We start from the raw sequence: 20,166 nt of genomic DNA, 5'->3' as shown, positions 1-20,166 counted from the left end.
GCAAAAAATGCTGCAACGCCGCAAAGACGGCAGCTTCGAGGGGTAACAATGTGATGGCGGTGACGCTAAACTGCGACATGGGCGAAAGCTTTGGCCTCTACAAGGTTGGCGATGATATGGGCATGATGCCCATCATCGACGTTGCCAATGTCGCCTGTGGTTTTCACGCTTCCGATCCGGATCACATGCACACCGCCGTCCGCAGCGCCAAGGCGAGTGGCGTAAAGATCGGCGCCCATCCAGGCTTGCCCGACATTCAGGGTTTCCGCCGGCGCGAGATGCGGATGACCCGCGAAGAAGTCAGAAACACCATCATTTACCAGGTGGGAGCGCTTGCCGGCTTCCTCAAGGCCGAGGGTGTGGAACTCCACCACATCAAGCCGCATGGCAGCCTCTACTTCATGGCCATGCAGCAGGAGGCAATAGCCCATGGCGTGTGCGACGCGGCAGAGATTTTCGGCGTACCCCTCTTCGGCATGACGGGCACCCTGCATGAGAAGATCTATCAAGAGCGCGGTATCCCATTTGTCGCTGAGTTCTATGCCGATCTCGACTACGATGCCTCCGGCAAGCTGATCTTGACACGCGTTCATGACGCCAAGGACCCCGCAGAGATGGCCGAGCGGTGCGTACGCGCCATCAGGGAGGGCGAGGGCACGGCAGAGGACGGCAGTTTCTTCCCTGTACGCTGCGAAACCATCTGCGTGCATTCCGATACGCCGAACGCCATCGAAATAGCCCGGGCCGTGCGCACCGCAATCGCCCCCTGGCACTGAACTCGACCGAACCCGCCCGCGCGGGCGGTTCCAGATTAGTCTGTCCGCAGTTTTCCGGAGCTTTTTATGGCCCAGATTCTTTCACCTCTTCCCGGCACTTTTTATCGCAGCGCTTCGCCAGACCAGCCGCCATACAAGGCGGATGGCGACGCGGTGTCCGCCGGAGACGTAATCGGTCTCATCGAAGTGATGAAGTCGTTCCACGAAGTGAGGGCCGAGACGGCCGGTACGAACATCCGCTTCATTGCCGACAATGAGGATCCCATCATGGCCGGCGCACCTATTGCGGATCTCGACTGATGCTGAAAAAGCTTCTGGTTGCCAACCGGGGCGAGATAGCGGTCAGGATCATCCGGGCCGCGCAAGATCTGGGGATCGCCACCGTGGCGGTGTATTCGGCCGCAGACGCCGAGTCGCTCCACGTCCAGCTTGCGGACGAAGCGGTCAACATCGGCCCACCAGCTGCAAAGAAGTCCTATCTCAATGTCGAAGCAATTCTGAAGGCTGCCCGCGACACCGGTTGCGACAGTGTTCATCCAGGCTATGGGTTCCTTGCCGAGAATGCCGCGTTTTCCGACGCGGTCACAGGCGCTGCATTGGTCTTCGTCGGCCCGTCGGGAGATGCGATCCGGATGATGGGAGACAAGGTCTCGGCGCGATCGGCCGCTGCCGCTGCAGGTGTCCCCGTCGTGCCAGGCTCGGCTGGCCGGGTCGAGGGCCTCGAGGCTGGCCACGAGGTGCTGACCGCAACCGGTTTTCCGGTGATGATCAAGGCGGCGGCAGGCGGCGGCGGGCGGGGCATCCGCATCGCGAACTCGCTTGCCGAGTTCGAACAAGCCTTTCCTCAGGCCGAAGCAGAAGCCCTCGCCGCCTTTGGCGATGGTGGTCTCTACATGGAAAAGGTGATCGGCAAGGCCCGCCATATCGAGGTGCAGGTGCTGGCAGACGGAAGCGATGCCATCCACTGCTACGAGCGGGAGTGCTCGCTGCAGCGGCGACGCCAGAAGGTTTGGGAGGAGGCGCCGTCGCGCGCACTTTCAGACAGGCTGCGCGAAGAGCTCTGCGCTTCAGCGGTCGCCTTGGCCAAGGCGGTCAAATACTCTGGTGCCGGCACGGTAGAGTATCTTTACGACGATGAAGCAGACCGCTTTTACTTCATCGAGATGAACACCCGTATCCAGGTCGAGCACCCGGTCACCGAAGCGATCACCGGCATCGACCTCGTTGCGGAGATGCTTCGCATCGCCGGCGGCGAGAAGCTGCGGATCCGGCAAAGCGATGTCTCCGTCAAAGGGCATGCGATCGAAGTCCGGCTCAATGCCGAAGACCCGGCGAAGGAGTTCGCTCCATTCCCCGGGCAGGTGGCCGAGCTTCGCATTCCCGGCGGTCCGGGCGTACGCTTCGATTCGATGCTCTATCAAGGCTATCAGGTGCCGCCCTTTTATGACTCGCTGCTTGCCAAGCTGATCGTGCATGCAGAGACGCGCGAGGCGGCGATAGTGCGCCTGATCCGCGCGCTCAACGAGTTGAAGATCGGCGGGCTCAAGACCACCAAGCCGCTGTTTCTTGCGCTGGCCGCCGATCCGGCGATGCGGGCGGGAGACGTGCATACCCGCTGGCTGGAAGGCTGGCTCATCGAAAACGCCGCAGCATTGGCGGGTTAAGGAGGACCGATGTCGATACGATTCAACTTCGGCGGTGACGAACATATCTTCGGCGAGGTGTCCGAAGAAATGTCGCTCACCTCCTTCTTTACCGGCCTTTCGATGACCAATGCGGTGCGTACGGCAGGCATCCGAGGCGTCACCGAGATCTGCCCAGCCAACGCCAGCTTCCAGATTCGCTTCAACCCCGACATCGTCAAGCCGCAGGATTTGCTCAGCGAACTGAAGTCGATGGAAGAGGCCGCCTCGAAGTCGGACCCGGTGCTGAAGACCCGGATCATCGAACTGCCGGTTTATTTCCAGGATCCATGGACGCGTGAAACCTGCCTGCGCTTCCGCGAGCGCCATCAGGACCCCTCCTCCACCGATCTTGAATATTCGGCACGCATCAACGGCTACGCCACGGTGGAAGAGTTTATCGAGGCCTATTCCGGCCAGCCCTGGTTCGTATCGATGGTCGGCTTCGTCGCCGGACTGCCCTTCCTGTACCAGATGGTTGAGCGCAAGAAACAGATTCAGGCGCCGAAATACTTGCGTCCACGCACCGACACTCCCAAGCTCACCATTGGCCATGGCGGCTGCTTTGCAGCGATCTATTCGGTACGCGGCGCTGGCGGCTACCAGATGTATGGCATAACCCCGGCCCCGATCTACGACCCGACCAGGAAGGTGCGCTACCTCGCCGATGACATGTGCCTGTTCAAGCCAGGCGATATCGTCAAGTTCAAGGCCATTGGCCGCGATGACTACGACGCCACGCTTGAGGAAATCGAAGCCAATCGGTGGCAGCCGACGGTTCGCGAGTGCACCTTCAGCCTGAAGGATTTCAACAGCGACATTTACGGCACCAATGCAAAGCTGATGGAGCTTATCAATGGCCGTTAAGGTAATCTCTCCCGGCCTCTCCACTTCCGTGCAGGACCTTGGCCGACCCGGCCACTATCATGTCGGCATTCCAGAAGGCGGCGGCATGGACCGCTTTGCGACACGCATCGCAAACCTGCTTGTCGGCAACGATCCGGGTGCCGCGGTGCTCGAAGCCACTTTCATGGGTCCCGAACTCGAATTCACCCAATCCGCGGTCGTCGCCGTCACAGGTGGAGAGCTCCCACCCAAACTCAATGGCGAGGAACGGTCGACGTGGGAAAGTTTTCCGGTGAAGGCCGGTGACCGACTTTCTTTCGGCTTCCTCAAGGGCGGCGCGCGCGCTTATCTGGCCGTCTCCGGCGGCATCGACGTACCCGTGGTTCTCGGTTCGCGCTCGACTTACATTCTGGGCGCGCTTGGCGGCCATCAGGGCCGCACGCTGAAAGCGGGCGATGAGCTTCCCCTCGGCGAAGGTTCCGGCAAAGCCGGTCTTTCACTGCCTGCAAATCTGCGCCGCGCGCGCAATAGTCCGGCGGAACTCAGAATGCTTCCCGGCATATACTGGCATCGGATCACTGAGGCTGCCGGCAATCGGTTCTTTGAGGAAACCTGGAAGGTCGCGCCCGAAGCCGACCGTATCGGCTATCGCTTCCGCGGCGGAACGCCGCTGGAATTCGTCGAGCGCGAGCAGCCTTTCGGTGCGGGCTCCGACCCCTCGAACATCGTCGATGCCTGCTATCCTTACGGATCCGTCCAGGTGCCGAGTGGCACTGAGCCGATCGTTCTTCACCGGGACGCGGTTTCGGGTGGCGGGTATATGATGCTGGGCGTGGTGATATCGGCCGACATGGACCTTATCGCCCAGCTCCAGCCGCACACCCCGGCGCGCTTCGTCCCGGTGACGCTGGAAGACGCGCTTGCCGCGCGAACCGAACAGCGCGCCGCGCTGGCGCGTGCTGAAGGGCATCTGGCCGGCTGACGTCAGCCGGGAATGCCGGCGGAGGAGCCGGAGGCGAGGAGATCGGCCGGCCAAAACCGACCGCGCGTGGCGGAAGACAAAATCCGGTGCGCGAAACGACAAGACGACGCCGGGCAACGGCGTGAATTTGGCACCCGAGCAGTCCGCTAGAGACCGCCGGAACCGACAGGGGAAGACATTTGCAACGTGGCTGGCCGCAAGGCCGGATGCTTCGCGCCTTTCCGTCGGTAGAAAGAAGGAAAGGGTCATGAGTCATCTGAGCGCGGAGAACGTCTCGGTATCGTTTGCGGGGCTGAAGGCCCTGTCATCGGTAGACCTCCAAATTACGCCCGGCCGCATCAGTGGCCTCATCGGCCCGAATGGCGCTGGCAAGACCACGCTCGTCAACGTGCTGACCGGCTTCCAGGCACCGACGGAAGGCACCATCAAGCTCGACGGGGAAGCACTCACGGGTCTCAAGCCGCATCAGGTCCGGCGGCGCGGCATTGCCCGCACCTTTCAGGGTGGGCGGCTCTTCCGCGACCTGCCTGTGTTGGACAATTTGGAAGTGACCGGCGTTGGCCTGGGAATGAGCCGGCGCGCTGCCATCGCCGAAGCGGAAGCGATGCTCGACTGGATAGGCATCGGTGCGCTGGGTACCCGCATCGCCGGAACGTTGCCATACACGGACGAGCGCCGCGTCGCCATTGGCCGCGCCCTGATGGGACGGCCCGCATACATCCTGCTCGACGAGCCCGCGGCTGGCATGAGCGCACTGGAGGCGCGGGAGCTTTCCGCCCTGATAAGACACATCGCCAGCGATCTCGGCTGTGGTGTCCTGCTCATCGAGCACAATGTCGGGCTGGTGCTCGGCCTTTGCCAGCATATCGTCGTGCTCGATTCCGGAGCGATTATCGAGGAAGGACCGCCTGCCGCGATCCGCGACAGCGAGAAGGTGCGCCACGCCTATATGGGCACGGCCGCGAACACCGACCTGCCTGTGCTGGAGGCGATGGAATGAGCCTGCTCGCCCTTTCCGACATCACCATCCGCTACAGCCGTCTCACGGCGGTCCGCAATGTCTCCTTCTCCATGGACGAGGGAGAAATCCTGTTCATCACCGGCCCGAACGGAGCCGGGAAGTCTTCGCTGCTGCGCGCGATCGCCGGTGTTACGCCGGTGGCGGGCGGCCGGATCGACCTTGCAGGTCATGAGATCACCGGCCAGGCGCCGGAGAACATCGCCCGGCTCGGATTCTCCATGGTGCCGGAGGGGCGCGATGTCTTCGGCTCGCTGACGACCGAAGAGAACCTTCTGGTCGGAACCGGCATGCACGCCCGCGAACGCGGCTGGCGCAGCCGAGCGGCCGACGAACTCGAAGCCGTCTACGCAACCTTCCCGATGCTGAAAGAGAGGCGGCACGGGCAGGCGGGATTGCTGTCCGGCGGGCAGCAGCAAATGCTGGTCATCGGCCGCGCGCTGATGACCAATCCGCGGCTTGTAGCCATCGACGAGCCTTCACTGGGCCTCGCCCCCAACATCAACGACCAGGTCTACGAGCGGCTGATCGCGCTGCGTGCGCAGCGCCAGCTCACGCTCCTGATCGTTGAGCAGAGCTCGGCCCGGGCGATGATGGTGGGCGGGCGGATGATCCTGATGCGTGGCGGACAGATCGTGCTCGATGGCGACGCGCGGACGCTCGGCAATGGCGAGGCGATCCAGGCTGCCTATTTCGGCTACGAGGACAATTGAGATGCTTCAGATCCTGTTCGACGCACTCTCGCTTGGTTCGCTCTACGCGCTCGGGGCGCTCGGCATTGCCCTCATCTTCGGCGTCATGCGGCTCGTGAACTTCGCGCATGGCGACGTCATCGCCTTCTGCGTCTTCGCCCTGTTATGGCCGTCTACGGACGCAATGGCCATCGTCTTCGCCGGCCAATTGCCGTGGTACCTGCTGTTGCCATTCGTGCTCCTCTGCGGGGCCGGGCTGTCGGTGCTGTGCGAAATCGTCGTCTTCAGGCGGTTCCGTCAGGCAAATCCGGCAACCATGATGATCGCCTCCTTCGCGCTCGGTTTCGTCATTCGCTACTTCCTGCTCATGCTTTTCTCCAGTCGGCCGAAATCGATCTCGCTGCTGCCCGAACTGTCCCAGCCGGTGGAGATCCTTGGTGCCAGGCTTCCCCTCCTCCAGCTCATAACGATCGTGGCCACGATGGTCATCCTGATCGGCCTGACACTGTTCCTGCGTCAAACCCGCTTCGGCCTGGAGATGCGGGCGGCGGCCGAGAACTTCTCGATGGCCCGAATGCTGGGTGTGCGTGCGAACCGGGTTATCATGGGCGCGTTCGCCCTCTCCGGCGCGTTGGCCGCCGCCATTGCACTGATCTTTGGCGCCCAGACAGGCACGCTGGACATCCAGATGGGCGCCTCGATCATGTTGATGGCCTTCATCGCCACCGTCATTGGCGGCCTCGGCAGCCTCGGGGGAGCCGTGCTCGCCGGCTTCCTGCTGGGTGCCGCCTCGGTGATCATGCAAGTCATGCTGCCCATCGACGCCCGGCCATTCCGCGATGCCTTTGTCTATGGAGCGGTCATCCTCGTCCTCCTCTTCCGCCCACAGGGGCTTATTGCCGCGCGCGGCACCAAGGAAAGGATCTGATTTCATGGGTGTCGTCGCCTCCCTCACCAACTCTACCGCTGCCGGTGCCCCGGCTGCCGAGCGAAAGCCCGCCCGCTTCGCGCTTGCCCGCCGCACAATCCTGACACCGGTCCTGCTTTCTCTGCTGCTGCTGGCCATCGCGCTGATCACGGTGATGACCGGATCGCGGCCCTTCAACCAGACGGTGATCGACGTGTTCGTCCGTGTCATCCTCGTCGTGGGCCTATACATCTTTATCGGGAATTCGGGCGTTCTCAGCTTCGGGCATATCGGCTTCACCTGCCTTGGCGCCTACGCGGCCGCGTGGCTCACCATCAATCCGATGATGAAACGCGGTTCGCTGCCGGGACTGCCCGAATGGCTGCTGGCGACCCGATTGCCGTACTGGCAATCGGCTATGCTGGCAGCATTGTTCGCCGCCCTCGCCGCTCTCATCTTCGGGCGGGTGCTGATGCGATTATCGGGCATCGCGGCTTCGATCGCGACCTTCGCGATGCTCGCCATGATCAACACAATTTATTCCAACTGGGAGAGCGTGACCGGAGCGACCTCATCGGTCGTCGGCATTCCGATCGTACGCGTGATCTGGCCGTATCTCATCGGCGCCGTGGTCGCGATCTTCATCGCCTGGGCGCACGCGATCTCCCGGTCCGGCCTGGCCCTTCGTGCTGCCCGCGACGAGCCCACCGCCGCCGCGGCTTCCGGTATCGACATTCCCAGGGAAAGATTGGTGGCATTCGTCATATCAGGCGCGGTGATGGGGCTGGGCGGTGCGCTCATGGCTCATTCCATCGGCGTGGTCACACCCGACACATTCTATCTCGGTCTCACCTTCATCACCCTTTCCATGCTCGTCGTCGGCGGCATGGGCAGCCTGTCGGGGGGTGTGGTGGGTGTCGTCCTGCTGTCCGCCCTTATCCAGGCGCTGCGCTGGCTGGAGGCAGGCGTATCGCTCGGCGAGTCCACTTTCGCCCTCCCGAAAGGGGTTCAGGAAATAGCCCTCGGCGTCATCATGATCGTGATCCTCGCGCTTCGCCCATCCGGACTCATGGGCAACCGCGAGATCACCTTACCCCGCAGCAGTCGCAACAAGTGACCGGCGGCACAAGCCCGACCGGAAAACAAAAAGGAGACGTGCATGACATACAAAATGAGAATTGTCGCAACCGCTCTGGCCTCGATGTCCATCGCATACCCGGCCCTGGCCGATGACAAGACCATCGTCATCGGCTTCGCCACTGCGGAGTCGGGCTTCATGGAAGCCTATGACAAGCCTGCGCAGGAGGCGGCCTTGATCCGCATCGACGAGATCAATGCGGCTGGCGGTCTGCTTGGAAAGCAGATCAAGGTCGTCAAGGCCGACACCAAGTCCGACCGGGCCGAAGGCGCCAAGGCGGGCCTCTCCGTGCTCGACCAGGGCGCGGATCTCGTGGTCGTCTCGTGCGACTACGACTTCGGATCGCCGGCTGCGCTCGCGGCCGAGGACGCGGGCCGTATCTCCTTCTTCCTGTGCGCGGAATCGGTCAAGGCCGGTATCCAGGGTGTCGGCCCGCACAGCTTCTCCGCGTCGGTGCTGGCGCCCGTGCAGGGCGCGACCATGGCCGAGTGGGCATTCAAGGAAAAAGGCGCAAAGGACTTCTACCGTCTGCTCGATACCTGGACGGCCTACAACAAGGGCATCTGCGACGGCTTCGACTGGATGATGCCGAAGCTCGAAGCCCAGGGCGCGAAGCTTGTCGGTGAAGACACCTTCAAGAACGAGGACGCCTCCATCGCCGCGCAGATCACCCGCATCAAGTCTCTGCCGAAGGAGCCGGATGCGATCATGCTTTGCACAATGATGCCGGGCGCTGTTTCGGCCATCAAGCAGCTTCGTGCCGCGGGCATCAACTCCATGATCCTGAATGGCTCGGGCGTCGACGGTAGCTATTGGCTATCCGCTGTGCCCGATCTGACGAACTTCTACGTCCCCGTTCAGGGATCGATCTATGGCGACGATCCCAATCCGGAAGTGCTGAAGTTCAATGCCACCTACAAGGCGAAGACAGGCGCCGATCCCTCGAGCCAGTATGTCTTTCCGGGTTACGTCATGGTCGACGTCTGGGCCAAGGCGGTGGAGCGTGCAGGCACGACCGATGCCGACGCCGTCGTCGCGGAACTGGAGAAGATGAAGAACGAGCCGACGCTGTTCGGGCCTCGTACCTTCACGCCGGAACTGCATCACCAGAACCAGACGCGGTACCTGATCGTCGAGACCAAGGCCGGCAAGCCGGGTGTTGTAGGCAACTGGACGATTTCCGAGCCGGTACCGATGGAAGCCTTGCTCAAGTAAGAAGATGGGCCGGGTAAGCCCGGCCCTTTCGTAGGATCTTGCCTTTGGACAAAAAACGAGGGCGGCCCGCTTGGACCGCCCTTCGTCGCCCGATGAATTCAGATTTTCGCTACCCTCGCGCTTTGCGGTAGGAATCCTTGAGCGCTATGAGCTCCCCCGAGAAAGCGAAGATATCGCAGCCGTCGACTTCGATTTGCTGCCCCGCTGCCGTGGTGCCGACGAAGCGCCATGATGAAAGCCCGGTGTCGCCCGTCACGACGTGCCGTCCCCTGGTCCACGCGGCCTTCGGGAAAGCATCGAACAGCGCTGCATAGGCGGCGCGCACGGCGTCACGCCCCATATGCTTGCGCCCTTCGGCATCGGGTCCGGCCGAGCCGTGGAAAGCGCAATTCTCAGCCATGCAGTCCATCAGCGCGCCCACATCGCGAGCGTTCCAGGCAGCGAGGAACCGGTCAAGCACGGCGAGCCGCCTGGCTGCGAGATCGCCGGCCTCAACGACCTCGACCTCCAGGAAGGCCAGCGGCGCATCGCCGGCATTGATGATGTTGTGGGCCACACCCGTCCGCCGCGAATAGGGCACCCCTTGAGTGAGGGCGGCTTGCGACTGCGCGCCGTCCGGGCCTTCGAGACCGAGCTTGCCGTCCGTAAGCGGCACGATGACGTAGTCATGGCCATGGATGTGCCAGCCGGTCTCGGCCCCGGCGGCAAAGCGCCATTCGGTGACCCGAAAGCGTTCGTCGTCGATATGGACGACCGGTTCGGCTTTCATGCGGGTCATTCAAGTCCCTCCTTGGCAACCGCACCGGTCAGGCGCTCAAGCGTCCGGCCCATGCGCGTCATGATTTCTTTCACATCGTCTTCTGTCGAGATCATCGGCGGGCAGAGCGCGAGCTGATCGCCGATGGCGCGGAAGATGAGGCCTTCCTCGTGGCCGAAGCCTGCTGCGATACCCCCTGCGCGCCCAACCTTGACGAAGGGGCGTTTCGTCGCCTTGTCTGCCACCAGCTCAACGGCGCCGATAAGACCGGTGCCCCGCGCTTCGCCGACAAGCGGGTGATCGGCAAATGAGCGGATGCCGGCCTGGAACGACGTCTCGAGGCGGGCCGCGTTTCCGATCAGGTCCCGCTCCTCGAAGATGGCCAGGTTTTCGAGACCCACTGCCGTCGCGACCGGATGACCTGACGCCGTGAAGCCGTGGCCGAAATTGCCGATCGTGGCGGTGTTGTCGGCGATCGCCTGATAGATCGCATCGGAGAAAATGACGGCGGCAAGCGGCATATAAGACGACGTGATTTGCTTGGAGACCGTCATGATATCAGGCGTGAAGCCGTATTTCTGAGCGCCGAAGGGCGTACCAAGCCGCCCGAAACCACAGATCACCTCGTCCGCTATCAGAATGATATCATTTGCCCGGCAGATTTTCTCCACGCCTTCCCAGTACCCGACCGGCGGTGGCAGAACGCCGCCGGCTGCCATGAGCGGCTCTCCTATGAAGGCTGCGATGGTGTCAGCCCCTTCTTCGGCGATCACCGCTTCCAGCTCGGCGAGCAGGCGCGCCGTGAAGGCGGCTTCGTCTTCGCCTGCCATGCCGAAGCGATAGAAGTGCGGGCAGGTCAGGTGGCGAACGGGAATGGCCGGCAGATCGAAGTCGCGATGGTTGACCGGCAAGCCTGTCAGGCTGCCGGAGGCGACGGTGATGCCGTGATAGCCCTTGGTCCGTGCCAGGAATTTCTTCTTTTTTGGCCGGCCCAGCGCGTTGTTCATGAACCACATCATCTTGACGATGGTGTCGTTGGCTTCCGAGCCCGACGACGTGAAGAAGACACGCGTCAGGTTTTCCGGCGTCATCTCCACGAGTTTCTCCGCGAGCCGGATGGATGGCTCATGCGCCTTGGAGGAGAAGGTGTGGTAGTAGGGCAGCTTCAGCATTTGCTGATAGGCAGCGTCGGCCAACCGCTTTTCCGAAAAGCCGACGCCCACCGACCAGAGCCCGGCCAGCCCTTCGATGTATTCCTTGCCGCGTTCGTCATACACACGGATGCCGTCGCCGCGGCTGATGATCAGCGGCCCGGTTTCTTCGTGCTGACGCAGGTTGGTGTAGGGGTGCATGGTGGTGGCGATGTCGGCGGCGGCGAGAGAGTTGGAAAGCGCATCCATGGAAGTCCTCAGCGGCTTGGAGAAATGGTTCGGGCAGTGAGTTCGAGATAGTCCTCGAGTCCCTTGCGTGGAGCTTTCACGATTCGGGAGAATGAATCATGGCAGGCCGTTGGAATGAGTGTCGATGATCCGCCGCATCAGCGCGGCGACGTCGCGCGCATTCGGCGGATCGGAGTGGATGCAGACGGTGTCGAAGTCGACCGGGCGGATCGTGCCGTCTGTCGTGACGAGTTCGCCTCGAGTAAGCGCCCCCATCATGCGGTGCTCGGCAAGCGTCAGGTCGATGGCCGACTGGACGCGCGGGATGATCAGGCTGCCGCCGGGAGCGTAGGCAAGATCGGGAAAGAACTCGCCCACGAAGGCAACGCCGAGTTCGGCTGCCGCCGTCTCGTGACAGGTTCCCGCCATGCCGAAGAGAGGGACGCCGAACGGCTTGACCGCCGCGGCAATTGCCCGGGCAGTGTCGACGTCGTGCGCGGCCATGCCGTAAATGATGCCATGCGGCTTGACATGGCTGAGTTGCCCGCCCTCGGCGGCCAGCATCCCTGTCAGAGCACCGATTTGATAGAGGAAGGCAGCTGTCAGTTCCTCCGGCTGAAGTCTCATTTCGCGCCGGCCGAACCCCTCACGATCGGGAAGGGAGGGATGCGCGCCGACCCGCTTGCCATGCGAAAGGGCGAGCCGCACGGTCTTCAGCATCGTCCATGGATCGGAGGCGTGGAAGCCGCAGGCGATGTTGGCGCAATCGATATGAGGCATGATGCCGGCATCGTCACCGAAGCGCCAGTTGCCGTAGCTTTCGCCCATGTCGCAGTTCAGGGTGACCATGGTTTACTTGCCTCAGCCCAGAGTGTTCAACGCCCAGCCGGGGGCGATGTGCGGGAATTCCGGCGGTGGTTCGCGCTCATGCAGCAGTCGAAGCACGCGCGGCGGCGTCAGTGGCAGCTGCCGCACCGGCTTGCCGATGGCGCGTGCCACAGCGCAGCCGATCGCCGCGCCCACCGCCAGGATCGGGACCTCGCCCGCACCCTTGGTGCCTAGAGGCCCCATCGACGGCGCGCCCTCGTAAAGGTCGGCGGCGACCGGAACCACATCCTGCGCCAGCGGCAGGCGATAAGTCTCGAAATCGTCCTGCGCGATGCATCCGTCGGCGGTGAGCGTCACCTCCTCGTGCAACGCATAGCCGAGCCCCTGTACCACGCCGCCCTGTATCTGGCCCAGGATGGCGCGCGGGTTGAGCGCGCGGCCGACATCTTGAACTACGCGATAGGCCAGCACCTCGACATGGCCGGTGTCCGGATCAACCGCCACCTCGGCCTCGTGAACGACGAAGACGGGAATGTCGAGCGCATCGATGAAATGCCCCATCGCGCAGCCGGACATTGCCGGAGTGTTCCTGGCGGCAAAGGCCCCGCTTCCGGTGATCGGGCCAGTGGTTGCCTGTGCATGGGCGACGACAGCGGGGATCGACATGCCGGAACCGGGACGTCCCGTGATCTCGACACGACCGTCCCGCAGCACCAGGTCTTCCGGTCGGGTCTGGAGCATCTCGCCGGCGGTCCGAAGCAGCTTCTCCCGCACTTCCGCGCAGGCGGCGATGCTCGCGGCACCAATGGACACGGTGGTGCGCCCACCGCCAACGCCGACATCGAGACCGGCGGCATCCGTATCGGCTTCGCGCACGATCACCTGGTCGGGAGCAAGCCCGAGCTGCCCAGCCACGATCTGCGGCAGGGATTGCACCATCGTGCCGGATCCGATCTCCACACCCGAGGTGACCAGCGTTGCGCTGCCGTCGGCGTTCAAATTCACCGTCGCCGCCGAAGGCCCGACGAAAACGAACCATGTGCCGACCGTGGTCGCAATTCCATAGAGCCTGCCGTCGGCCTCGGCCTCTGATGTACCGGTGCTGGCGCGCAGTGTCTCCATGCGATCGAGCATCGGACCCAGCACGTCGGCCTCGAAAACCTGCCCCGTGGCACCGAGATCGCCATCTCCCAGGACATTTTTCTTCCGGAACTCCATTGGGTCGAAGCCTAGCGCATCGCAGATTTCGTCGGTGTGTCGCTCCAACGCGAAGGTGTTGTAGACGCCGTTGCAAGCTCGGAAAGCGCCGTTGGGTGGTGTGTTGGTGTATACGGCGCGGCTGACGAGCCGCGTTGCGCCAACCCTGTAATTGCCGCCCAGCGTGTGCGCCGTCATCGTTGTCAGGAAAACCTGTTCGCCGCCATACGCGCCGCAGTCCATCAGCACGACCGCCTCGCGTCCGGCGATGTATCCTTCGGCGGTGACAGCGGAGCGAATGCGGATTTCCGCATTCTCGCGGCAGAGGCAGGTTGCCATCTCTTCCTGCCGGGTGTTTTCCAGGACCACCGTGCGCCCGGTCATCCGCGCCAGAAGTGCCGTGATCGGCTCGATGGACGCATCGAATTTCAGGCCGAACCCGCCTCCGACAGGCGGCACGGTGACCCGCACACGCCCGGGCGCAAGCTGCATGACCCTTCCGGTGACGTTGCGAACTGTCCAAGGCACCTGCGTCGAGGTCTGGATGTGAGCACGGCCGTCCTCCCAGGAGCCGATGGCAACGCGCGGTTCGAAAGGCACATGGCTCTGCCGGCCGACGGTGAAGCTGCTCTCGACAATGCGTATGTCGGGACGGGCGAAGGCCGCATCGACGTCGCCGCGGCTGGATTTTGCCTCCCATGCGATGTTGCCGGCACGTGCGCCGCCCTCGGTGATCACCTCATAGCCGCGCCAGCCCTCGTGGACGAGACGGGCGGCGGGCTGGAGTGCCTCGGCCATGGTGGACACCGGTACCAGCGGCTCGACCTCAAGCATGATGGCGGCAAGCGCCGCCCGCGCCTGCTTCTCCGTTTCGGCGGCAACGACGGCGATCGGCTCGCCGTGATAGCGGATGGTGTCGATGGCCAGGAGCGGATGGTCGGCAATGCCGATGCCGTAGAGGCCTGGCGCGTCGGCGCCGGTCGCCACCGCGCGCACGCCAGGACAGCGAAGTGCCGCCGAAAGGTCGAGCTTGCGGATACGCCCCGCGGAAACGGTCGACCGCAGCAGCACGGCATGCAACATGTCGGGGCGAACCCGGTCGTTGGTGTATTTCGTCCGCCCGCGCAGCTTGTCCTGCGCATCGCGGCGGGGAAGATTCATCACGGTGGCGGACAGCTCAGACATGGAGGCCTCCCACCGACTGGCCAGCCTTCCGCGCTTGGTCAAGGCAGTCGGCCACGGTGTCGACGATCCGCTCATATCCGGTGCAGCGGCAGATGTTGCCGACCATCGCGGCCTTGATGTCGGGACGGCTCGCATGCGGATTGTCACGCACGAACGCCGAAAGGCTCATAACCATTCCTGGAAAACACATGCCGCATTGCACGGCATCGGCGGCCTCTAGATTGGCCTGGAGCGGATGCAGCGCCTGGTTTCCGGAGCTCAATCCCTCGATGGTCGTGACCGCGCACCCCTGGACCAGGCCAATCGGCTTCAGGCAGGACGGCACCGCTTCGTCGTCGACATGCACCGTGCAGGCGCCGCAGAAGCCTTCGCGGCACACGGCTTTGGTCCCCGTCAGGAATCGTTCCCGCCGCAAGATGTCGACGAGCGGCGTCATCGGATCGCCGTGAAAGCTGCAGTCCTCGCCATTCAGCTGGAATGTCACAACCATGCCAGGCCCTCGGTCTTGAGAAGTGCGGCAACACCGCGCTTGACCAGCGGCGGAAGAACCTGGCGCCGGTACCAACCCTCCGCTTCCCTGCCGTCGCGGCCCTGAAAATCATTGTGCTCTAGTGCAAGCCCGGCAGCGCGCTCCGGATCGAGCGCGGAGGCCTGGCTTGCCCTCATCGCCTGTTCGAGCGCCGTCCAGCGCCGCGCTACCGGCTCCACCGAGCCGACGGCGATGCGACATCGTTTGTCCTTGTCCACCGCAAGCGAGACGACGGCGACCGGATAGTCGCCAGCCTTCCGAAGCGGCAGGCGGATATGCGCGCTTGCGACAAGGTCGCGGCGCAGATGAATTCTCGTCACAATCGCCTCTGCCAGCAGCGCATGCCTGTCTTTGAGGAAATCCGAAATACCGATGAGTTTTGGGCCTTCGAACGTCTCCAGCTCCACCGTCGCCTCACAGACGAGAAGCGCAGGGGCGAGATCGGCGGCGGCAAAGTCGAGGGCACAAAGGTTACCGCCCACGGTGGCGACCCTTCGGATACCGGGATTGGCCGCGTTCTCCGCCGCGTCAACCAGACCTTCGAAGCCCGCTGCCCCATGCAATGCGCGGCCAAGGACTGCGTGGGTAACAGCTGCGCCGATCACGACATGGTCCGAGTCGATTTCGACCTTGGACAAGGCCGGTATTCGGTCGAGTGCGACCACCGCGTCGGGAAGGTCGACCCCGCGTTGGGGATCACGCATCATCCAGGTGCCGCCTGCAAGCACCACCGCGCCCTGCCGGCGTGCTGCCATTGCCTCTTCAAGTGTGCTGGCCGCGGTGAACGATCGTCCCACGCCTGGTGCCATCTGTCATACCCCTCGGAGCAGCCAACCTTCGCGGCGCTGCGACATTGTTGCTCCAGCTTTAGGTTCCTGTGAAATAGTAATTCTTTGAATATGGTATCGAAAAAACAGATAACTCTGGCATCCCGCGAGCGCCCGCAAGATTGCGGCGCGCTCGCTGGCGCTCAGACCCAGTGGGTGACGGTCCGTTTCTCAAAACTCTCCCGGAACTGGGCGGTGGTTTTGGGAAGTAGTTCGCCGGTCTCCCAGTCGAGGATCACGGCATAGTGCCGAACCGCATCGAGCGTATCGATCTCGCCGGAGCGGTATTTGCGCGCGACCTCCTCGGGATCCATGCGTGCCCAGCCCTTCCGTTTCGCCCGGATGTCGGTACGGCAGGCTTCGGTCGCCGTCTCGTCGATTTCGTACTGGCACAGGTCGCGGTCGATTTCGCGGATCACCACACCGTAGTCAGTCCTGGCACGCTCCAGGGAAACGTAGTCGTCGATCACGTCCTCCATCACCTTGCGGGGCTCGCGCTGCAGTGGATCGCCGAAACCACCGCCGCCGGCCGTCGGACGAGCGAACTGGTCGCCTGTGTGGACGGAGTAATCGGAGAATACGGAGCCGAGCCAGATCTCGGTCTCTTCTCCGGCGCGCTTCATGGTCAAGCCGTGGGGCATCGACGGCAGGCCTCCTTCGACACCCCAGACGACAGCACGCTCGCGGTCGCAAATATAGGACATGACGGCATTTTCAGCCTCAAGCAGCAATGAGGTCTTCTGCACGCCGACGCCGCCCCGCCACTTGCCGGGCCCGGCTGAATCCTGCTTGATCTGGAACTCGAGCGTCCGAGTGGGATTGACCCGCTCGTTGCCTTCGTTCGGCTGCGACATCAGCCCGGTTCCGAAGCAGGCGGTGGTGACATCGGCACCATCCTTGCCGTTGCGCCCGCCCCAGCCGCCAGGCAGCCATTCGTAGAACATGAAGATCGGCTTTTCGGGTTTGCGCGCATCCCGTCCCCCGGCCAGCAGATATTCGAGGTTGAAGGCGCAGGCGATAGCGCGTTCGGGCATGATCTTCGACCACATCTCGAAGATCGCGTTCATGATCTTTTCAAACGGCATCAGGAACCCGGTCACCGCCACCGGCCATTCCGCGCTGACGATGCTGTTCTTCGGCGCGGTCACCTCGATCATCCGGTAAAACCCGCTGTTGAGCGGGAGGTCCGGAAAGAAGGTTTTCATGCCGGCGACCACGGCCGAGAAGGTCGCGCCCGGTGCGGAATTATACATCGAGGCAATGGTCGAGTGGCTTCCCGTAAAATCGTAGTGGATCGTGTCGCCCTTGATCGTCATCTTGATGCGGATCGGGATCATGCCCTCGCCGGCACCGAGATCCCGGTCGATGTAGTCGACCGTCTCCCAGGTGCCGTCGGGCAGCTCCGCCAGACGCTTTCGCACGGCACGTTCGACGTAGTCCTGAACCTCCTCCATACCGCGCATGACCTGGCCGCGCCCGTACTTCTTGACCAGCCGCAGCAGTTCGCGCTCGGCCGCCTGCGTCGCTTGCGCCTGGGAATGGATGTCGCCAATGATCGATGCGGGATCGCGCGTGTTGGCCGCGATCATGTTGGCAACATCGGAGCAGAAGCGGCCGCGCTGGAAAAGGCGCAGCGGCGTTATCCGCAGCCCTTCGCGGAACATGTCGCGGGCGGTGACGTCGAAGGAGCCCGGCACCGAGCCGCCGAGATCCGACCAGTGTCCGTTCGACTGGGAGAAGCCGATCAGTTTGTCTTCATCGAAGATCGGCCGGACGAGCCGAACGTCGCTGAAATGCGTACCGCCGGCATAAGGATCGTTGATTGCGTAGACATCGCCGGGTGCCATATCGCCTTCGAAGACCCGGATCACTTCCTTACACGTGTTGTGCAGTGTGCCGACATGGACCGCGATGTCGTAGTTGCCCTGGGCGACGGAGTTGCCATCGGCGTCGTGCAGGGCGTTCGAAAAGTCTCGGTTGTAGATGACGAAGGAATAGCAGGTGCGAAGCATCTGTTCGGCCATCTGGTCGACGGTGGTGATGAAGGAGTTCTTCAGCACCTCGAACGTTACCGGATCGAGGCCAGGGCCCGTTTCAATCAGCTTTGTCATGTCTCAGCCTTTCGTCACGATGAGAATGTTCAGGAAGCCATCGACGGTCGCGCTCATTCCCGGCGGAACCACGGTGGTGGAATCGAACTGTTCGACGATGGCGGGTCCCGCAAAGGCAGCGCCGGCGCTGAGTTGGTCGCGTTCATAGACAGCCGCATCATGAGATACGCCGTCGAACCAGACGCCGCGGCGGCCGAGCGGCTCGGGCACATGAGGCAAGACTTCGTGTCGCGGTATCTCGGCTTTCGGGACGATGCCGATCGCCTTGACCGCGATGCGGAAGATCGACACCGGCGCCTCTTCGCGGCGGTAGTTGAACTCGCGTTCGTGTTCGTTGTGGAATGCCTCGATCAGCGGGCAGATGCTCTCGATCCGCGCCGGGGCTGACACCGCGAGCGAGCGCCATTGGCCCTGGTACATCATCTCGACCGTGCGCTGCAGCGCCATGTCTTCCTGCGCCACGCCCTCATGGCCCAGACGCTCAACCGCCTGTTTTTCCATCAGAACAAAGGCTGCCTGCATCTCGGCGGGCGAGACAGTCGAAGCATCGGCCATGAAGCTTTCGGAGAAATCGTGCTGCACGTCGACGAGAAGGCAACCGAGCGCGGAGGTAACGCCGGGATTGGGCGGTACGATCACGGTTGGAATCGAAAGCTCCTTGGCCACCGCCGCTCCGTGCAAAGCGCCAGCACCGCCGAATGCGACCAGCGCAAAGTCGCGCGGGTCGTAGCCTCGGCTGATGGAGAGAAGCCGGACGGCATTGCCCATATTGGCGTTGGCGACGGCGATGATCGCCTCGGCCGCCTGGTGGAGTTCCATGCCGAAGGGTTCCGCTACCGTCTCCTGAACCGCCTCGGCGGCCAGAGCGGGGTCGAGCGTGATCTTGCCGCCCGCAAGGCTGGTGCCGAGACGGCCGAGCACCACATTGGCATCGGTGTTGGTGGCAATGAGGTTGCCATTCTTGTAGCAGGCCGGACCTGGAAAGGCGCCAGCGGACTGCGGCCCGTTGCGCAAGCTGCCGCCCTCGTCCTGCCATGCCAACGACCCGCCGCCCGCACCGATGGTCAATACCTCGATGGAGGGGAAGCGGATCGGATATCCGAATTCGATGTACCAGTCCTTTGTGATGCGCGACTCCCCGTTCCAGGCCAGCGAGACGTCGGTGCTGGTGCCGCCCATGTCGAAGCCGATCGAGTTCGGGTAGCCACAGAGATTTCCGATGAAGCGGCTTGCGATGGCGCCGGCGGCGATGCCGGATCCCGCGAGCCGGGCTGAGAAATCCTTGACGCTCGCGGGCGTCATGACCCCGCCACCGCTGTGCAGCAACAGGAGATCTCGCTTGTATCCGGCGTCGGCAAGCTTTTCTCCGAGACGCGACACGTAGTCGACGACGACCGGGGCGCAGACGGCGTTCGCCATGGTGGTGGAAAAACGTTCGTGCTCGAAGATTTCCGGCATCACCTCCGAGGAGATCGAGACCGGCAGATCCGGCATTGCCTCCTTCAGGATCTCACGCATGCGGCGCTCGTTGGCGCCGTTCACATAGGAGTTCATGAAGCAGACGGCGATGGACTTGACCTGCCGTTTCTTGAGAATCTCCGCGACACGGCGCGCGGCCTCTTCGTCCAACGCTTCCAGGATCGTGCCCTCGGCACTGACCCGTTCCCGGACGGTCAGCCGGTCGCGGCGCGGGATATAGGGCTTGGCGACATCTTTGTAGGTGTCCCAGAGATCTTCCTTGTTGGCGCGACGGATCTCTACAACGTCACGAAAACCCTCGCTGCAGACCATTGCGGTGCGCGGCAGACGGCGGGTGATCAGCGCATTGGTGGCGACCGTCGTACCATGAGAGAACATCGTTACCTCCGAAAGATCGATGCGCCCCTGCTCCACGCCATTCATGATGGCCTGCATGGGATCGTCAGGCGTGGAGGCGGTTTTTTCGATGCGGATCGCTCCGCTGTCTTCGTCCATGATGCAGATGTCGGTGAAAGTCCCTCCGACATCGACGGCAACTCTGATTCGGCTCATGACAGTTCCTTCGCAAGGTCTTGCGGGCAAAGCCCCGCCTTCGTCGCCCCTTGCCGGGGAGACGTT

General features: G+C 63.1%; 18 protein-coding genes. 10 read left to right on the top strand and 8 right to left on the bottom strand.

Annotated features, from left to right (window positions below):
• Positions 1-53: 53 nt before the first annotated feature.
• From pxpA to EOC83_RS15035, 10 genes are all read left to right on the top strand, one after another.
• A complete protein-coding gene (gene pxpA, locus EOC83_RS15080) occupies positions 54-776 on the top strand; it encodes a 5-oxoprolinase subunit PxpA (RefSeq protein ID WP_127325952.1) in 723 nt (240 codons plus the stop codon).
• 66 nt (positions 777-842) lie between these two features.
• Entirely contained in the window at positions 843-1,076 is a 234-nt protein-coding gene (locus EOC83_RS15075; protein WP_013533152.1) for an acetyl-CoA carboxylase, read from the top strand.
• Complete coding sequence (locus EOC83_RS15070; RefSeq protein ID WP_013533153.1) at positions 1,076-2,440, top strand: acetyl-CoA carboxylase biotin carboxylase subunit; 1,365 nt, start codon at positions 1,076-1,078, stop codon at positions 2,438-2,440. The genes EOC83_RS15075 and EOC83_RS15070 overlap by 1 nt, the downstream gene beginning before the upstream one ends.
• A gap of 9 nt (positions 2,441-2,449) precedes the next feature.
• Positions 2,450-3,325: a carboxyltransferase domain-containing protein gene (locus EOC83_RS15065; protein ID WP_013533154.1), complete on the top strand. Its 876-nt coding sequence runs from the start codon at positions 2,450-2,452 to the stop codon at positions 3,323-3,325.
• Positions 3,315-4,286 (top strand): biotin-dependent carboxyltransferase family protein, encoded by a 972-nt coding sequence (locus EOC83_RS15060; RefSeq protein ID WP_063167471.1) that lies wholly within the window; start codon positions 3,315-3,317, stop codon positions 4,284-4,286. Before EOC83_RS15065 ends, EOC83_RS15060 begins: the two co-directional genes overlap by 11 nt.
• Positions 4,225-5,286 (top strand): ABC transporter ATP-binding protein, encoded by a 1,062-nt coding sequence (locus tag EOC83_RS15055; RefSeq protein WP_244514266.1) that lies wholly within the window; start codon positions 4,225-4,227, stop codon positions 5,284-5,286. Before EOC83_RS15060 ends, EOC83_RS15055 begins: the two co-directional genes overlap by 62 nt.
• On the top strand, positions 5,283-6,017 hold the full coding sequence (locus EOC83_RS15050) for an ABC transporter ATP-binding protein (protein ID WP_013533157.1): 735 nt from the start codon (positions 5,283-5,285) through the stop codon (positions 6,015-6,017). The genes EOC83_RS15055 and EOC83_RS15050 overlap by 4 nt, the downstream gene beginning before the upstream one ends.
• Before the next feature lies 1 nt (position 6,018).
• Entirely contained in the window at positions 6,019-6,924 is a 906-nt protein-coding gene (locus EOC83_RS15045; RefSeq protein WP_013533158.1) for a branched-chain amino acid ABC transporter permease, read from the top strand.
• Between the two features lie 4 nt (positions 6,925-6,928).
• Positions 6,929-8,020: a branched-chain amino acid ABC transporter permease gene (locus EOC83_RS15040; RefSeq protein ID WP_063167470.1), complete on the top strand. Its 1,092-nt coding sequence runs from the start codon at positions 6,929-6,931 to the stop codon at positions 8,018-8,020.
• A 42-nt stretch (positions 8,021-8,062) separates the two neighbouring features.
• On the top strand, positions 8,063-9,256 hold the full coding sequence (locus EOC83_RS15035) for an ABC transporter substrate-binding protein (RefSeq protein WP_013533160.1): 1,194 nt from the start codon (positions 8,063-8,065) through the stop codon (positions 9,254-9,256).
• 109 nt (positions 9,257-9,365) lie between these two features.
• On the opposite strand, the gene EOC83_RS15030 is transcribed toward EOC83_RS15035, so the two are convergent.
• The 8 genes from EOC83_RS15030 to EOC83_RS14995 form a co-directional block, all read right to left on the bottom strand.
• Complete coding sequence (locus EOC83_RS15030; RefSeq protein WP_063167469.1) at positions 9,366-10,034, bottom strand: nuclear transport factor 2 family protein; 669 nt, start codon at positions 10,032-10,034, stop codon at positions 9,366-9,368.
• Complete coding sequence (locus EOC83_RS15025; RefSeq protein ID WP_063167468.1) at positions 10,031-11,413, bottom strand: aspartate aminotransferase family protein; 1,383 nt, start codon at positions 11,411-11,413, stop codon at positions 10,031-10,033. Before EOC83_RS15025 ends, EOC83_RS15030 begins: the two co-directional genes overlap by 4 nt.
• Before the next feature lie 96 nt (positions 11,414-11,509).
• The gene (locus tag EOC83_RS15020; RefSeq protein WP_063167467.1) at positions 11,510-12,241 is read right to left on the bottom strand and encodes a LamB/YcsF family protein; all 732 of its coding nucleotides are present in this window, start codon (positions 12,239-12,241) and stop codon (positions 11,510-11,512) included.
• 12 nt (positions 12,242-12,253) lie between these two features.
• Positions 12,254-14,602, bottom strand: a complete 2,349-nt coding sequence (locus EOC83_RS15015; protein ID WP_063167466.1) for a xanthine dehydrogenase family protein molybdopterin-binding subunit — start codon at positions 14,600-14,602, stop codon at positions 12,254-12,256.
• The gene (locus tag EOC83_RS15010; RefSeq protein WP_063167465.1) at positions 14,595-15,092 is read right to left on the bottom strand and encodes a (2Fe-2S)-binding protein; all 498 of its coding nucleotides are present in this window, start codon (positions 15,090-15,092) and stop codon (positions 14,595-14,597) included. Before EOC83_RS15010 ends, EOC83_RS15015 begins: the two co-directional genes overlap by 8 nt.
• A complete protein-coding gene (locus tag EOC83_RS15005; RefSeq protein ID WP_063167464.1) occupies positions 15,083-15,940 on the bottom strand; it encodes an FAD binding domain-containing protein in 858 nt (285 codons plus the stop codon). Before EOC83_RS15005 ends, EOC83_RS15010 begins: the two co-directional genes overlap by 10 nt.
• 161 nt (positions 15,941-16,101) lie before the next feature.
• A complete protein-coding gene (locus EOC83_RS15000; RefSeq protein WP_063167463.1) occupies positions 16,102-18,069 on the bottom strand; it encodes a hydantoinase B/oxoprolinase family protein in 1,968 nt (655 codons plus the stop codon).
• 3 nt (positions 18,070-18,072) lie between these two features.
• A complete protein-coding gene (locus EOC83_RS14995) occupies positions 18,073-20,100 on the bottom strand; it encodes a hydantoinase/oxoprolinase family protein (protein WP_063167462.1) in 2,028 nt (675 codons plus the stop codon).
• Between the last annotated feature and the right edge of the window lie 66 nt (positions 20,101-20,166).

This window comes from Mesorhizobium sp. Primo-A (assembly GCF_003997175.1).
In the GTDB taxonomy this organism is placed as follows: domain Bacteria; phylum Pseudomonadota; class Alphaproteobacteria; order Rhizobiales; family Rhizobiaceae; genus Mesorhizobium; species Mesorhizobium ciceri.
This window is presented reverse-complemented; position numbering and strand designations above follow the sequence as displayed.

Coding starts and splice junctions, on each gene's coding strand:
- pxpA (WP_127325952.1), top strand. CDS start 54: ATGGCGGTGACGCTAAACTGCGACATGGGCGAAAGCTTTGGCCTCTAC.
- EOC83_RS15075 (WP_013533152.1), top strand. CDS start 843: ATGGCCCAGATTCTTTCACCTCTTCCCGGCACTTTTTATCGCAGCGCT.
- EOC83_RS15070 (WP_013533153.1), top strand. CDS start 1,076: ATGCTGAAAAAGCTTCTGGTTGCCAACCGGGGCGAGATAGCGGTCAGG.
- EOC83_RS15065 (WP_013533154.1), top strand. CDS start 2,450: ATGTCGATACGATTCAACTTCGGCGGTGACGAACATATCTTCGGCGAG.
- EOC83_RS15060 (WP_063167471.1), top strand. CDS start 3,315: ATGGCCGTTAAGGTAATCTCTCCCGGCCTCTCCACTTCCGTGCAGGAC.
- EOC83_RS15050 (WP_013533157.1), top strand. CDS start 5,283: ATGAGCCTGCTCGCCCTTTCCGACATCACCATCCGCTACAGCCGTCTC.
- EOC83_RS15045 (WP_013533158.1), top strand. CDS start 6,019: ATGCTTCAGATCCTGTTCGACGCACTCTCGCTTGGTTCGCTCTACGCG.
- EOC83_RS15040 (WP_063167470.1), top strand. CDS start 6,929: ATGGGTGTCGTCGCCTCCCTCACCAACTCTACCGCTGCCGGTGCCCCG.
- EOC83_RS15035 (WP_013533160.1), top strand. CDS start 8,063: ATGACATACAAAATGAGAATTGTCGCAACCGCTCTGGCCTCGATGTCC.
- EOC83_RS15030 (WP_063167469.1), bottom strand. CDS start 10,034: ATGACCCGCATGAAAGCCGAACCGGTCGTCCATATCGACGACGAACGC.
- EOC83_RS15025 (WP_063167468.1), bottom strand. CDS start 11,413: ATGGATGCGCTTTCCAACTCTCTCGCCGCCGCCGACATCGCCACCACC.
- EOC83_RS15020 (WP_063167467.1), bottom strand. CDS start 12,241: ATGGTCACCCTGAACTGCGACATGGGCGAAAGCTACGGCAACTGGCGC.
- EOC83_RS15015 (WP_063167466.1), bottom strand. CDS start 14,602: ATGTCTGAGCTGTCCGCCACCGTGATGAATCTTCCCCGCCGCGATGCG.
- EOC83_RS15010 (WP_063167465.1), bottom strand. CDS start 15,092: ATGGTTGTGACATTCCAGCTGAATGGCGAGGACTGCAGCTTTCACGGC.
- EOC83_RS15005 (WP_063167464.1), bottom strand. CDS start 15,940: ATGGCACCAGGCGTGGGACGATCGTTCACCGCGGCCAGCACACTTGAA.
- EOC83_RS15000 (WP_063167463.1), bottom strand. CDS start 18,069: ATGACAAAGCTGATTGAAACGGGCCCTGGCCTCGATCCGGTAACGTTC.
- EOC83_RS14995 (WP_063167462.1), bottom strand. CDS start 20,100: ATGAGCCGAATCAGAGTTGCCGTCGATGTCGGAGGGACTTTCACCGAC.